This window comes from Priestia sp. P5_B4 (assembly GCF_056400385.1).
In genome coordinates, this window is sequence record NZ_JBFULJ010000052.1 from 1 (window position 1) to 15,602 (window position 15,602).

Here is a 15,602-nt window from a genome sequence, read left to right on the forward strand (position 1 = left end):
TCTTTATGCCGTTCACTTACGATATGGTTCATCACGCGACTAACGCTTTTTAAAACATTGATGGCCGGATATTGACCTTTATTGGCCAGCTMCCGGTCTAGTACAATATGTCCGTCTATAATGCCTCGCACTGTATCCGAAATAGGTTCGTTCATATCATCACCGTCTACTAATACAGTGTAAAAAGCAGTAATAGATCCATGTTGATTAGTTCCTGTACGTTCAAGCAGCCTTGGCAAGCTAGCAAAAACAGATGGTGTATAACCTTTGGTAGTCGGAGGTTCACCTACGGCTAATCCAATTTCTCTTTGAGCCATTGCTACACGGGTAACAGAATCCATCATCATCATGACGCTCAGCCCCTCATCTCGAAAGTATTCAGCAATAGAAGTAGCTGTATATGCTGCTTTCATTCGAAGCAGAGCAGGCTGATCCGAGGTAGCAACTACTACAACGGAGCGCTTTAACCCTTCCTCTCCAAGATCTCGCTCAATAAACTCTCTAACTTCTCTTCCTCGCTCGCCTACAAGGGCAATGACATTGATATCTGCTTTTGTATTGCGTGCAATCATCCCGAGCAGCGTACTTTTACCAACACCGCTTCCTGCAAAAATACCGATGCGCTGCCCTTGACCTACTGTTAGCAAACTATCAATTGTTCGCACCCCTACTTCAATCGGCTGTTCAATAGGCGGACGCTCTAAGGGATTAGGGGGGTCTTGATCGGTTAAAACAAACGGCAAATATTGAGAAAGTTCAGACCCGTCTAAAGGGTTCCCTAACGAATCAAGCACTTGACCTATTAACTCTTTTCCCACGCTTACCTGCAGAGGTTTTTCTGTCGTTTCCACTAGGCAGCCAGGTCCGATATATCGAACAGACGTATAAGGCATTAAAACGACGTGCTCACCGTTAAAACCAACAACTTCTGCACGAATTTTATCTCCTCGTTCACTAAGATGAACAAAGCAAACATCTCCTATTGACGTTCTAGGTCCTTTAGATTCAATCATCATTCCTACTACTCGGCTGACTTTCCCGTACCGTTTAAAAGAAGATGTGCGCGGGATTTCATGAATGAGTTGTGCGACTTTCATGTTTACTCTCCTCTAACAAACGTTCTTTTAATTTTTTCTTCATTTCCGTTAACTGACTATCAAAAGACGCAACAAGACGCCCATAAGAGGAGTCGATGACACAATCCATTTCCTGAAGATTTTCATCCGCATAAATAAATAGCCCGGTTTCTCCGTTTAATAAATCGAACAGTTCTCGTTTATGTTCACATACATATGCATATTTTTTCGGAGAAACAAAAAGCTGGATTTCTTTATGTTCTCTAACTTCTTTTAAAGACCTTGCAACAAGTGATAAAAATGATTCATCTCTTTGAAGCTGCTCATTTAAAATCGTTTCAGCTAGGGTGAAACCTAATTCAAAGATGACTTCTTCAGATTGATTTATATATTCGTAGTACTGATTCTTTGTTTCGTCAACAATGTTTCGCGACATGGCTAATACATGCTCATACTCTTGTTTTCCTTGAAGCAGCCCTTCTTCGTATCCTTCTTCATAGCCTCGCTTTTGTTCTTGTTGAAACAGCAGCACCTTCTCTTCTTCCCACTGCTTTTTCAAACGTTCAATTTCGTTTTGAGCTTGTATTCGGTAAGCGTCTGCCTCGGCCTTTATTATTTCAGCTTCACTGTGCGCTTGTTCAATAACGTGCTGTGCATTTTCTTGCTGAAGATGCTCTTCTGTGGGCTCATCTTGTATCGGAAAACCAAACGGAATGACTTGAATGTGCTTCGCATTTTCGTCTGAAAGTTTGTTCGTATAAGTTGATTTAATGATATTAGACAATAATATCGTCTCCTCCACCTCGAGCTAATACAATTTCACCAGCATCTTCTAAACGTCTAATTGCAGCAACGATACGTGACTGAGCTTCCTCTACATCTTTCAAACGCACAGGACCCATAAATTCCATTTCTTCTTTAAACGTTTCCACCATACGGCTAGACATATTTTTAAAAATAATAGATTTCACTTCTTCACTTGCTACTTTTAAGCTCAACAATAAATCATCATTTTCTACATCTCGTATCACACGCTGAATAGAACGGTTATCGAGCGTTACGATATCCTCAAATACAAACATTCGCTGTTTGATTTCTTCTGCTAATGCCGGATCTTGAATTTCAAGCGTATCAATAATAATTTTTTCAGTCGCTCGGTCTACTCCATTTAATACTTCAACTACTGCTTCTAAACCACMTGTTTGGGTATAGTCTTGGGTAACAGTAGCAGAAAGCTTTCTCTCTAAAATTTGCTCAACTTCATTAATGACTTCGGGAGACGTACTTCCCATCGTCGCAATCCGTCTTGCAATATCCGCTTGCCTTTCCTGAGGCAGTGATGATAAGATTTGTCCTGCCTGCGGCGGCTCTAAGTAAGATAAAATAAGGGCAATCGTCTGAGGATGCTCATGCTGAATGAAATTTAACAGCTGCATAGGATCAGCTTTTCTGGCAAAATCAAACGGACGAACTTGCAAAGAAGAAGTTAATCGATTGATAATCATCATAGCCTGCTCTGGTCCAAGTGCTTTTTCTAACACCTGTTTCGCATAGCTTACTCCTCCTTTTTCAAGGTAGTTTTGAGCAAGCGTTATTTGTTCAAACTCATGAAGCACAGCTTCTTTTAAAGACGGCTCTACTTTTCTCACTGAAGAAATTTCAAGCGTTAGTTGCTCAATTTCATCTTCACTGAGATGTTTATAGATAGAAGCTGATACATCCGGACCGAGAGAAATCAACAAAATTGCTGCTTTTTGCTTTCCAGTTAACTCATTTTTTTGCATAGCCTTTACCATTAGCTTTCCTCCTAATCCTCACTAATCCATGTTCGCAGCAGTTTTGCAAACTCTTCCGGGTCTTGCTTCGCTAACGTTTCAAGATTGCTTTTTGTTTGCTGTTCAGCACTTAAAACAGGAGCTTTTTGTGCCGCTTCATATGCTTCAAAAGTTTCCTCGTACTCTTCATCATATTCCTCTTCATCAAAGTCTTGACGTCTTTTCCTAACCAACAGCACAATAAGAACAACAATAATAAGCAGCAGTGCTCCTCCGGTTATATACATCCACAATGGAATCGAACTTGCTGTGTTGTCAGCTGTTTCTTGTCCATTAAACGGCTGAACGGAAACGGTAATCTTATCGCTGACCGCGTTATCTGAGAGGGCTTTCGTATTTGCATCTTTTGAAATAGAAGTACGGACAATTGTACCTAACATTTTTTGAACGTCTGACTCAAGCGTATCGGAAACTTGTGATTTCCCTTTTGCATTGGACGGATCTATCATTACTTGAATGCCAAGATCTTGAATTTTGTATGGACTTTCGACGATTTCTTTATGAATTCTATTCACTTCATAATTAATTCGTTCTTCGTTTTTTTCGTAGTCTCCGTCTCCACTTGTTGTACTAGATGAGTAATTTGTTGTATCTTCTTCTCCTGTTCCAGCAACGCCTCCATCTTGAGCGTTTTTACCAGAAAATGTTTCATTAATTTTTTCAGCGCTAACGGCAATTCCTTGCATATTATCTTTATCAACAGGCTCTACTAGCTTTTCTTCGCGATTTTCCTGTGTAAAATCAAGATCTGCTGTAACAGAGACCATTACTTTGTCTTGACCGACCAGTCTTCCTAGCATTTGCTGTACTTGACGCTGAATATCTCGCTCAACTTCTTTTTTCGCTTCGTTCTGCGAAGCAAATGAGCTAGAAGCTGAATTCGTTTCGTTACCTTTTAAATCAAAGTACTCAAAATATTGGTTCATGATGACGATATTATCTGTAGGAAGGTTTGGCACACTTTTGGATACTAAATGATAAAGAGATTTAATTTGCTGATCATCAAATTTATAACCAGCCTTTGTATTAAGCACAATCGATGCTGATGCTTCTCCCTGCTTTTCATTCGCCCAGACGCTTTCATTGGGAAGGGTAATCATCACTTTTGCATCATTGACTCCTTGAATGTTTTTCATTAAGTTAGCCAATTCAGTTTGCATCGCATCGAGTTTTAACACATTAAATTCATTATCTGTCATACCAAAGCTCGCATTTTTCCCAAAAAACGAATAGTCGATACTTCCGCTATCAGGAATTCCTTGTGCAGCTAAATCAACTTTTAGCGAGTCAACGCTTTGTTCAGGCACCGAAATRGTTGTTCCGTTATCAGAGATTTCTGAAGGAACGCTTCTAGCATCAAGCTCTGCTTTGATTTGTCCTGTTTCTTGAGCCGATAGATTGCTATAAAGAGGGACAAATTTATCCTTGTTTAAAAAAACAGATGCTAAACTAATGACTAGAACAGCCGCAAGAGGAGCAGCGATAAGGGCTATTTTTTGTCCTTTTTTGCGGTTATTCCAAAAGACTTTCATCTTATCTCGATAAAGAGCTATTCTTTCATTCATGGTATTCCTCCGGTTATTACTATTTTCATTTTCTTTAATAACCGCTCAATTACATTTGCATTCTCATCATTTCCTGATAGGCTTCAACAGCTTTATTGCGTATTTCAAGAGCCGTTTGCATCGTAATACTTGCTTTTTGAGCAGTAATCATTACATCTTGGAGTTCGACGTTTTCTCCTTTAGCAAGCTTTTCAGTCGCTATATCCGAAGCGCGTTGAGTATTGTTTAACTCATTGATTGAGTCTTTTAAAAACGTTGAAAACTGTTGAGTTGTTTGTCCAGTGCTAGTAGAAGCTGCTGTTTTTGCTATGGCTATTTGATTGCTGATACCATTAATCATTTTATCGCTCCTTTATTTCCCAATTTCTAATGCCTTTGTTAATATACTTTTGTTTGTATTAAAGACTGTCACGTTTGCTTCATAAGATCGAGTAGCACTAATTAAATCCGTCATTTCCTTTAAAGGATCTACGTTCGGCATCTGCACGTACCCTTGGTCATTCGCATCTGGATGCGTCGGGTTATATACTAAATTAAAAGGAGTATTATCTTCTACGATATCTGTGACTTTTACACCATTGTTTTGATTTTTATTGATTTCGGAGTGTAAGACGGACGAAAAAGAAGGCGAACGATCAGACTGCATGACAACCATTTTTCTTTTGTAAGGCTGCCACTCACCATTAACGTACGTCCCTCTTGTCGTTTCAGCATTCGCCATATTAGATGAAACAACGTCCATCCTTAAACGATTGGCAGTTAAAGCTGAAGATGTAATATTCATATTTTGAAAAATAGTCAAACTTATTTACCTCCTCTAATGACTGTTTGAAGAGAATTAAATTTTCCATTTAAACGATCTACTAGCGCCTCATAGTAAATTTGATTTTCAGCCATATCCGCCATCTCTTTATCCATATCCACATTGTTTCCATTTGCTTGATAGGAAGTGTTTCCTTGCTGGGTAATCACTCGCTGGGATGAACCAGAAAATGGGATATGTTTTGAATCAGTCTGATATGCTTCTAACTCGTTATGTAATAAATCTCGGAATTCACTCGTACGCGATACGGTTTTCGATTTATAATTTGGAGTATCAACATTTGCGATATTTTGTGCAATCATCTGCTGCTTTTGTGACGCGTAGCTAATTCCATTTTCAATTGTTTGAAAAGTAGTTGAAAACAAACTCACTTCTTACACCTGCTTATCTATTCTATTTTTCTCAAAATGAGACAAATTTCGACTTTAGTACCATAGAACTTATTGTAAGAAAAACTTCATGCAATGTCTATCCTTTTTTAAGAACTTTTGGACTATAAACCAAAATTTTCATTCGTTTTCCAAGCATATTTTAACATCAATGCTATACTTTAGCTCTATTTTTTTAATTTAAAATCAAAATACATACCATAAGTCCTGAACAATATGTAATAAAAGTAACGATTTGTAATCAATTAGTATCTTTTTACTATTTAAAGATTCTATAATATAATTTTTAGATTTTTATATGAACTTTGTTAAAGATTTATAAAAATAGTGAACGAATCGTCTTAACCCACAGCGAATCTTTTTGTACTGAGAGCATACAAAAAAGCACACGGGCTTTGCCCGTGTGCTTTTTTGTTCATAAACTTAGTTAGATTTTAATTTTTCAAGCTCTACTAAGAATTTGTTGTTAAGAACTTTAATGTAAGTTCCTTTCATTCCTAAAGAACGTGATTCGATAACGCCAGCACTTTCTAATTTACGTAGCGCATTTACGATTACTGAACGTGTAATTCCAACGCGGTCAGCAATTTTACTTGCTACTAATAGTCCTTCATTTCCATTTAACTCTTCAAAGATGTGCTCAATAGCTTCTAACTCACTGTATGATAATGAGCTAATTGCCATTTGTACAACAGCTTTGCTACGTGCTTCTTCTTCAATCTCTTCTGCTTTTTCACGAAGAATTTCCATACCTACTACCGTTGCACCGTATTCAGCAAGGATTAAATCATCGTCTTCGAACTGACGGTCTAAACGAGATAATACAAGCGTACCTAGACGCTCTCCGCCTCCGATAATTGGAACGATTGTTGTTAGTCCTGCATCAAATAAGTCTTTATTTTCAACTGGGAAAGCTGTATATTGACTTTCAATGTTTAAGTTAGAAGATGTTTCTTGAATGTTAAATAAGCTTTGAGTATATTCTTCTGGGAACTGGCGTGCTTCTAACATATCTTTCATGCGCGCATTCTCAATTTGCTGTTTAACAGCGATTCCTAATAATTTACCGCGACGGCTTACTACGAATACATTTGATTCGATCACTTCGCAAAGTGTTTCAGCCATTTCTTTAAAGTTTACTGGTTTACCAGCTGCTTTTTGTAGCATTGCATTAATCTTTCTAGTTTTCCCTAATAAATCCATTAGTACTCTTCCTCCTGCGATTTCAGTTCTATAAAATAAATTGACTCAAATCTTTGTTTTTAGCGATTTTTTCTAATTTTTCTTCCACGTACTGCGGAGTAATCACAATTTTCTCTAATGTTACTTCTGGTGCTTCAAACGATAAATCCTCTAGCAAACGTTCTAAAATCGTATGAAGCCTTCTTGCACCAATATTGTCTGTATCTTGATTTACCTGATATGCAATTTCTGCAATCTTACGTATAGCATCGTCAGAAAATTCAATTTGTATACCTTCAGTTTCCAATAATGCYGCATATTGCTTTAATAACGCATTATCTGGCTCTACTAAAATGTTTATAAAATCTTCAACGGTTAGCTTCGTTAATTCAACGCGAATTGGGAATCGACCTTGCAATTCTGGAATTAAATCCGACGGTTTTGATACATGGAAAGCACCGGCTGCTACAAATAAAACATGATCAGTTTTGACTGCGCCATATTTTGTAACAATCGTTGACCCTTCTACAATTGGTAAAATATCTCGCTGTACGCCTTCACGTGAAACATCAGCGGAAGATGAATTACCACTTTTCTGAGCAATTTTATCAATTTCGTCAATGAAAATAATTCCGTATTGTTCTGCACGATTCACAGCTTCTTGCGTCACTTCATCCATATCAATCAATTTTTGCGCTTCTTCATTTGTTAATACTTTTCGTGCATCTTTAACAGTAAGTTTGCGCTTTTTTTGTTTTTTAGGCATAAAATTGCTTAAGGCATCCTGCATGTTCATGCCCATTTGTTCCATACCCGAACCTTGTAACATATCAAACATAGAAGGCTGTTGCTCTTCTACTTCAATTGTGACATAATGATTTTCAAGCTCTCCTAAAGCAAGCTGATGAGCAATCTGCTTGCGCTTCGTTGCAATATTCGTTTCCTCATCTTGATCAGGATCCGCATCGCTTGACTGTGTACCGTTTGAAAAAATCATTTCAAACGGATTTTTAAACGATTGCTGCTTCTTTTTACTTGGAACAAGAAGCTCTACTATCCGCTTGTTTGCATTTTCTTCTGCGCGATCACGCACGCCGTTCATTTTTTCTTCTTTCACAAGTCGAACTGACGTTTCCACTAAATCACGAACCATTGATTCTACATCGCGTCCTACATATCCAACTTCCGTAAATTTTGTTGCCTCAACCTTAATAAAAGGTGCACCGACAAGCTTAGCTAAGCGGCGTGCAATCTCGGTTTTACCCACACCTGTAGGACCAATCATTAAAATGTTTTTCGGCACAACTTCATCACGTAAAGATTCGTCTAACAGACCGCGTCGATAGCGATTTCGCAGCGCAACAGCGACCGCTTTCTTTGCCTTCGTTTGACCAATAATATACTGATCGAGCTTTTCTACAATTTGTCGAGGTGTTAAATGAGAATTCATAAAAAAATCCCCTTTCCTACAGTTCTTCTACAATAATATGATCATTTGTATAAACACATATCTCACTTGCTACATCTAAAGCTGCTTTTGCAATTTCTTTAGCTGTTAAATGTTCGCCTGCATGTTGTTTTAATGCACGTCCCGCTGATAAAGCATAATTTCCGCCTGATCCAATTGCTAAAATGCCGTCGTCCGGTTCAATAACTTCACCCGTTCCTGATACTAACAGTAAGTTATCTTTGTTCATAACAATAAGCATTGCTTCTAACTTTCGCAATACTTTGTCACTTCTCCATTGTTTAGCAAGCTCAACGGCTGCACGCTGAAGATTTCCGTTATACTCTTCAAGCTTCGTTTCAAATAATTCAAAAAGAGTGAATGCATCAGCTACTGAACCTGCAAAGCCGGCAAGAACTTGCCCTTGAAATAAACGTCTTACTTTTCGAGCAGTATGTTTCATCACAACAGCATTACCGAACGTTACTTGTCCGTCCCCAGACATGGCACATTGACCGTTATGCTGAACCGCAAAAATCGTAGTAGCATGGAAAGTAGACAAATTAACTCCTCCTTTTATGCGCGAGGATGGTGATTCATATAAACTGCCTTTAAACGATCCTTCGTCACATGTGTGTATATTTGAGTGGTTGATAAATGTTCATGACCTAGCATTTCTTGAACTGTACGTAAATCTGCCCCTTCATTTAACATATGAGTCGCAAAAGTATGCCGCAAAACGTGTGGACTAATATGTATATTCTCAGCGGTCTTCTTTACTAACTGATCAATGACTAAGCGTATGCCTCGGTCTGTCAACGGTGTCCCCTTGTAATTTAAAAAGAGCGAATGAGTATCAGAAGGAGCCTTTTTTAAAAGAAGCTTTCTTCCATTATCTATATATACTCTAAGAGCGTCCTTGGCATAACAGCCAAATGGCACGTACCGTTGTTTTTTCCCTTTGCCATATACGAGCAAAGTTTGAAGTGAAAAATCTATATCGCTAAGCTTAATAGATGCACATTCACTCACTCGTATTCCGGTGGCATACAGCAATTCTAATAGAGACTGATTACGCTGCCCTAACGGAGTTGTTAAGTCATTCATTTGAAATAATTTCACAATCTCCTCTTCATACAGGAAGCGAGGATTTCGCTCCTCCTTTTTAGGAAGGGTAACGAGCGCAAATGGATTATCTTCTACTAATTCTTCTCTATTTAAGTAACGATAAAACGTTCTCAAACAAGAAATTTTGCGTGACATCGATCTTTTTGAATACTGCTTTTCATATAGGCGTGTTAAAAACAGCCGTGCATCAGCATATGTAACACTTTGTAGGTTTTGTATTTGCTCTTCCTGCATAAAAGACATAAAGATACCTATGTCTTTTTCATAGCAGTCAACTGTATATTTTGAATAATTTTTCTCAATTTGTAAATATTCTAGAAAGGAATTTAATACATCTTTAACAAATTCCAATGTTATCACCTCACAAGGGCTACTAAATATTATCACAATTAAGTAGCCCTTGCAAACAATTTCGATTATTTTGTTGTAAAATTCTGAATAGTTTCCAATGCTCGTTTAGCAAGCGTTTCATTTCGTTCTTGTTTGTTTTTGATTCGCACTTCCAATTCTTTGAATAAGCCAAAGTTGGCATTCATCGGCTGGAAATTTTTTGCGTTTGTATGTGTGATATAGTGAGCCATACTGCCAATCGCTGTTTCCTGCGGCAATACAACCAATTCTTCACCAAGTACAAGTCGAGCCGCGTTCATTCCTGCCATTAGTCCGCTCGCCGCTGATTCTACATATCCTTCTACTCCCGTCATTTGTCCAGCAAAGAATAAGTCATCACGCTCACGATATTGATACGTAGGCTTTAACAATTTAGGAGAATTAATAAACGTATTTCTATGCATAACTCCATAGCGTACTACTTCTGCATTTTCTAAACCTGGGATTAAGCTCAATACTTCTTTTTGTGCTCCCCATTTTAAATGTGTTTGGAAACCTACGATATTATATAGTGTACCTGCTGCATCATCTTGACGAAGCTGAACAACTGCATAAGGTCGCTTTCCTGTTTTCGGATCTTCTAACCCAACTGGTTTCATGGGTCCAAAGAGCATTGTTTTTTCTCCGCGTGAAGCCATTACTTCAATTGGCATACATCCTTCAAAATAAATTTCTTTCTCAAATTCTTTTAAAGGAACCGTCTCTGCATTGATTAATGCTTCATGAAAACGCTGGAATTCTTCTTTTGTCATCGGACAGTTTAAATAGGCAGCTTCCCCTTTGTCATAGCGAGATTTCAGATATACTTTATCCATATCAATGCTGTCTTTTTCAATAATAGGTGCAGCCGCATCGTAAAAATATAAATAATCTTCACTTGTTAACGCGCGCAGCTGTTCTGATAAATCTTTTGACGTTAACGGACCTGTTGCAATAACAGTTGGTCCTTGTGGAATTTCCGTAATCTCTTCGTTAACAACCGTTACGTTCGGATGGTTTTTAACGCTTTCCGTCACACGAGCGGCAAATTCGTGACGATCAACAGCCAGTGCTCCACCTGCTGGAACCGCACATTCGTCTGCTGAACGAATAATTACAGAGTCTAATAATCGCATTTCTTCTTTTAAAACACCCACTGCATTTGTTAATGTATTCGCACGCAGTGAATTACTACATACTAATTCAGCAAATTTGTCCGTATGATGAGCAGGTGTTTGCTTCACTGGTCTCATCTCATAAAGGCGAACTTTCAAACCGCGCTTTGCGATTTGCCAAGCTGCTTCACTTCCAGCAAGACCTGCTCCGATAACATTAATTACTTGTTCATTCATTGTAAATCCTCCAACTTCATTTCTATCTTTTCTATCATTTTCCTTATTCATTCACTTGTCTGTTCCTTTTTTAACGGGACAAAGAAAATGCGACATTACTCAATGTCGCTAATAACGTTTCCATTTTAGCACATGAAGCAATGTCGCCGCATCTTATATAACTGCTATTTTAAAATTTAAAGTGTGGGAATTCATCCCATTCTCTTTTACTGCTGAGCTTCTTCTTTATAATCACAACTTGTACAGACGACTTGAGTTCCTTTTTTCTGTTTCTTCTCCACAAGCAGGTTTTCACATTTCGGACATTTTCTTGCAATCGGCTTATCCCAAGATACGAAGTCACAGCCCGGGAATCGATCACAGCCATAAAATGTACGCTTTTTCTTCGATTTTCGCTCAACGATATTTCCTTCTTCACATTTCGGGCACTTTACGCCAATCTCTTTTACAATTGGCTTTGTGTTGCGGCAGTCAGGGAAATTAGAGCATGCCATAAATTTTCCGTAGCGTCCCATTTTGTATACCATAGGTGAACCGCATTCTCCGCAATCTTCTCCGGCAGGTTCATCTTTAATCTCCACTTCGCGCATTTCTTTTTCAGCATGTTCTAAGCGTTTTTCAAAATCACTGTAAAATTCGTCAATAACACGCACCCATTGAACATTACCATCTTCCACTTCATCCAAATCGTTTTCCATTTTAGCTGTAAACTCTACATCTAAAATTTCCGGGAAAAACTCCAATACAAGCTCTAGTACAATTTCTCCAAGTTCTGTTGGAACAAAACGCTTGTTATCGAGCGCTACGTACCCGCGCTTTTGAATCGTGTCAAGTGTTGGAGCATATGTAGACGGTCGGCCAATGCCTAGCTCTTCTAATGTCTTGACTAAACGAGCTTCAGTATATCTTGGCGGCGGCTGTGTGAAGTGCTGCTTTTCATCGATGTCTTTAGAATAAGCTACTTCTCCTTCTTCTAAGTCTGGAAGAAGATTTTCTTTTTCCTCCACTTGATCATCATTGCCTTCAACATACACTTTCATAAAGCCTGGAAATTTAACTTTGGACCCGTTTGCTCTAAATGTTACGTCTCCATTTTTCAAATCTACAGCCATTGTATCCATAATTGCAGGTGCCATTTGACTAGCAACGAAGCGCTCCCATACTAGCTTATACAGTCGATACTGATCACGCGATAAGAACTCTTTTACCTCTCCTGGTTTACGAAGAGCTGAAGTTGGACGAATCGCTTCGTGGGCATCTTGCGCGTTCGAATTTTTCTTTTCTTTACGCTTTTCCGTTGCCACAAACTGATTTCCGTATGCGTTCGTAATGTAATCTCTAGCTTCCGTTTGAGCTGTTTCTGAAATACGAGTAGAATCGGTACGCATATACGTGATAAGACCTACTGTACCTTCTTTTCCTAAATCAATTCCTTCATATAATTGCTGCGCAATCATCATTGTTTTTTTCGCTCGAAAGTTCAGTTTCCGCGCTGCCTCTTGCTGTAATGAAGACGTGGTAAAAGAAGGAGCCGCATTACGCTTTCGCTCACGTTTTGTTACTTTAGAAATTGAAAATTCATTTCCATCTAATTGTTTAACAATGTTGGTTACATCATTTTCATTCGATAGCTCTACTTTTTTTCCTTGATATTCGATCAACTGGCCTTCAAATTGGTCGTTCCCTTTTTGAAAAGTTGCTTTTACCGTCCAGTATTCTTCTGGGATAAACTTTGCAATTTCTTTTTCACGATCAATAATTAACCGCACTGCAATTGATTGAACCCTTCCGGCACTTAATCCTTTTTTCACTTTTTTCCACAGCAATGGACTGATGTTGTAGCCAACCAGCCTGTCAAGAATACGGCGTGCTTGTTGAGCATCTACTAAATCCATATTAATTGCTCGTGGATGTTTAAAAGATTCTTTAATCGCTTCTTTTGTAATCTCATTAAATACTACGCGGCAGTCCGATGCAATGTCTACATCCAAACTGTGCGCCAAGTGCCATGCAATCGCTTCTCCTTCACGGTCTGGATCGGCTGCTAGGTAAATCTTCTTTGCTTTTTTAGCCGCTGTTTTTAGTTCTTTTAAAACCGGGCCTTTCCCGCGAATTGTAATATATTTCGGATTGTAATCCTGTTCAATATCAATTCCCATTTGACTTTTAGGTAAATCGCGAACATGTCCCATCGATGCTTTTACTTTATATTTCTTTCCTAAATAACGTTCAATTGTTTTAGCCTTTGCAGGCGATTCTACAATTACTAGGTAGTCAGACATCTATTTGTTCCTCCTCAAGAGGTAGAATAAAATCTTCATTATTATTAAATATTTGGTTCTTGTTTGTCAAATGTCCAAAAGATAAGTCATACGATTTTACTACGTATCTCACTAGTATTTCATACCATGCAAGAATATGACTACTTTGAAACATTCATCTTATATACATCATTTCATCTGTAATATCAGCAGCGCTTTGCACAAGTTTTGCCCCTAATTGGATTAACTTATTCGTTCCACATGATGTTTCTTCAAAAATAGAACCCGGTATGGCAAATACTTCTCTTCCTTGCTGAAGCGCCTGGTCGGCGGTAATAAAAGATCCACTTCTTTCTTTTGCTTGCACCACCAACGTGCCTCCTGTTAATCCGCTAATGATTCTGTTTCTGCGAGGGAAAAACCATTTTGTCGGCTTCATAAACGGGGCATATTCAGAAAGCAGCAAATGATGCTGCGCAATTTCTCTTGCTAAATTTTGGTTTCCTCTTGGGTAAATATTATAAAACCCTCCGCCTAAAACTGCAATCGTTTTAGCTTTTTCAGCGATAGCCAGTTCATGAGCAGCCTGGTCAATCCCTAAGGCCAGTCCACTTACAACGACAAATTCTTCATGCAGCATCGGCTTAACAATATGAGTCAGAGCTGCAGTTCCATATGAAGTGGGGTTCCTTGTTCCTACAACGCTTAAGCTTGCCGTAGCGTGTAGGAGAGAAATCTTTCCTCTTGCAAATAATACCCAAGGCGGATCATAAATATGGCGCAAAAGTTCAGGATATTCATCATCTAGGATGGTGACACATTGAATATTCTCAGCGTCATATTTATCTAGAATATCTCGTATTGGAATAGTTTGCAAATCTTTTTTTATTTGATTAGCACGTTCAATCGAGAGAGTCAATAGTTTTTGAAGCTGTGATGGAGAGTACTCGTAGAGATTTTGTAATGAAGAATTCTGTTGAAGTAGCGTAAAAATTTGTTTCCAATTAACAGATGGACAATGTGCTAAATGAATTAATTTTTCCCGTAAATCAGACATTCTACAATCTCCTTTTTAAATGGACAAAATAGCCCCCAGTCAAAGGAGGCTATATGTCTTCTATTAATGAGTCTTACACTGCTCGTAAATGCCTTGTTCTTTTAACACTTTAATAAGTGTTTCTCCCATAACAGATGGTGTTTCAGCTACTTGGATACCGCACTCATTCATTGTTTTAATTTTTTCAGATGCTGTCCCTTTACCACCTGAAATAATAGCACCAGCATGGCCCATACGTTTTCCTGGAGGTGCTGTTTGACCGCCAATGAAGCCGACCACAGGTTTTGTCATGTTTGCTTTTACCCATTCTGCCGCTTCTTCTTCTGCCGTACCGCCGATTTCACCAATCATAATTACTGCATACGTATCTTCATCTTCATTAAACGCTTTTAATACATCGATAAAGTTCGTGCCGTTCACTGGGTCACCACCGATACCAACAGCTGTTGATTGGCCAATGCCAGCTTCAGAAAGTTGATGAACAGCTTCATATGTTAATGTACCAGAACGTGAAACTACACCTACATGACCTTTTTTGTGAATGTACCCTGGCATAATTCCAATTTTACATTCTTCCGGTGTAATAACACCTGGGCAGTTAGGTCCCACAAGGCGCGTACGTTTTCCTTCCATATAACGCTTTACTTTTACCATATCTAATACTGGAATACCTTCCGTAATACAAATAACTAAATCTAAATCTGCGTCAACTGCTTCAATAATGGAGTCAGCTGCGAATGCTGGCGGAACATATACAACAGAAGCCGTTGCGCCTGTTTTTTCTTTTGCCTCGGCAACCGTATTAAATACCGGAACACCTTCTACTTCTAAGCCGCCTTTACCTGGTGTTACGCCACCAACAATTTTCGTTCCATATTCTAACATTTGCTGTGTATGAAAAAGGCCAACTCCGCCTGTAATTCCTTGTACAATTACTTTTGTATCTTGATTAATAAATACGCTCATTCCTATCCCCCAGCCTTTCTATTTCACTAGTGAAACGATTTTTTGTGCGCCGTCTGCCATAGATTCAGCAGCTGTGATATTTAAGCCTGATTTTTGTAAAATTTCTTTTCCAAGTTCAACGTTTGTTCCTTCTAAGCGAACAACTAATGGAA

General features: G+C 38.6%; 15 protein-coding genes and 1 pseudogene. All 16 read right to left on the minus strand.

The features are described from left to right. A partial coding sequence (locus tag AC1DRF_RS08125; protein WP_477740566.1) for a FliI/YscN family ATPase occupies window positions 1-1,097 on the minus strand: 1,097 nt, incomplete at its 3' end. Beyond that, a complete protein-coding gene (fliH, locus tag AC1DRF_RS08130) occupies window positions 1,072-1,860 on the minus strand; it encodes a flagellar assembly protein FliH (RefSeq protein WP_427075219.1) in 789 nt (262 codons plus the stop codon). The genes AC1DRF_RS08125 and fliH, both read right to left, overlap by 26 nt. Beyond that, window positions 1,853-2,872, minus strand: a complete 1,020-nt coding sequence (gene fliG / locus AC1DRF_RS08135; protein ID WP_477740567.1) for a flagellar motor switch protein FliG — start codon at window positions 2,870-2,872, stop codon at window positions 1,853-1,855. Before fliG ends, fliH begins: the two co-directional genes overlap by 8 nt. 11 nt (window positions 2,873-2,883) lie before the next feature. Then, the gene (gene fliF / locus AC1DRF_RS08140; protein WP_043976477.1) at window positions 2,884-4,476 is read right to left on the minus strand and encodes a flagellar basal-body MS-ring/collar protein FliF; all 1,593 of its coding nucleotides are present in this window, start codon (window positions 4,474-4,476) and stop codon (window positions 2,884-2,886) included. Between the two features lie 49 nt (window positions 4,477-4,525). Then, entirely contained in the window at window positions 4,526-4,816 is a 291-nt protein-coding gene (fliE, locus tag AC1DRF_RS08145) for a flagellar hook-basal body complex protein FliE (RefSeq protein ID WP_014458432.1), read from the minus strand. A 12-nt stretch (window positions 4,817-4,828) separates the two neighbouring features. Next, window positions 4,829-5,278, minus strand: a complete 450-nt coding sequence (flgC, locus tag AC1DRF_RS08150; protein WP_013084799.1) for a flagellar basal body rod protein FlgC — start codon at window positions 5,276-5,278, stop codon at window positions 4,829-4,831. Between the two features lie 2 nt (window positions 5,279-5,280). Beyond that, window positions 5,281-5,670, minus strand: coding sequence for a flagellar basal body rod protein FlgB (flgB, locus tag AC1DRF_RS08155; RefSeq protein WP_427075220.1), 390 nt, complete (start codon window positions 5,668-5,670; stop codon window positions 5,281-5,283). 441 nt (window positions 5,671-6,111) lie between these two features. Further along, window positions 6,112-6,891 (minus strand): GTP-sensing pleiotropic transcriptional regulator CodY, encoded by a 780-nt coding sequence (gene codY, locus AC1DRF_RS08160; RefSeq protein WP_013058882.1) that lies wholly within the window; start codon window positions 6,889-6,891, stop codon window positions 6,112-6,114. A gap of 28 nt (window positions 6,892-6,919) precedes the next feature. After that, the gene (gene hslU / locus AC1DRF_RS08165) at window positions 6,920-8,320 is read right to left on the minus strand and encodes an HslU--HslV peptidase ATPase subunit (RefSeq protein ID WP_013084801.1); all 1,401 of its coding nucleotides are present in this window, start codon (window positions 8,318-8,320) and stop codon (window positions 6,920-6,922) included. Window positions 8,321-8,336: 16 nt separating this feature from the next. Beyond that, complete coding sequence (gene hslV / locus AC1DRF_RS08170) at window positions 8,337-8,879, minus strand: ATP-dependent protease subunit HslV (protein ID WP_013058884.1); 543 nt, start codon at window positions 8,877-8,879, stop codon at window positions 8,337-8,339. Window positions 8,880-8,893: 14 nt separating this feature from the next. After that, window positions 8,894-9,796, minus strand: coding sequence for a tyrosine recombinase XerC (gene xerC, locus AC1DRF_RS08175; RefSeq protein ID WP_014458427.1), 903 nt, complete (start codon window positions 9,794-9,796; stop codon window positions 8,894-8,896). A 65-nt stretch (window positions 9,797-9,861) separates the two neighbouring features. Next, on the minus strand, window positions 9,862-11,166 hold the full coding sequence (gene trmFO, locus AC1DRF_RS08180; protein ID WP_028410805.1) for an FADH(2)-oxidizing methylenetetrahydrofolate--tRNA-(uracil(54)-C(5))-methyltransferase TrmFO: 1,305 nt from the start codon (window positions 11,164-11,166) through the stop codon (window positions 9,862-9,864). Between the two features lie 206 nt (window positions 11,167-11,372). Beyond that, on the minus strand, window positions 11,373-13,448 hold the full coding sequence (gene topA / locus AC1DRF_RS08185; protein WP_028410804.1) for a type I DNA topoisomerase: 2,076 nt from the start codon (window positions 13,446-13,448) through the stop codon (window positions 11,373-11,375). 154 nt (window positions 13,449-13,602) lie between these two features. Then, a complete protein-coding gene (dprA, locus tag AC1DRF_RS08190; protein ID WP_043976470.1) occupies window positions 13,603-14,484 on the minus strand; it encodes a DNA-processing protein DprA in 882 nt (293 codons plus the stop codon). Window positions 14,485-14,547: 63 nt separating this feature from the next. Further along, entirely contained in the window at window positions 14,548-15,450 is a 903-nt protein-coding gene (gene sucD, locus AC1DRF_RS08195) for a succinate--CoA ligase subunit alpha (RefSeq protein WP_013058889.1), read from the minus strand. Between the two features lie 18 nt (window positions 15,451-15,468). After that, window positions 15,469-15,602, minus strand: a pseudogene (sucC, locus tag AC1DRF_RS08200) (succinate--CoA ligase subunit beta); the annotation flags it as partial.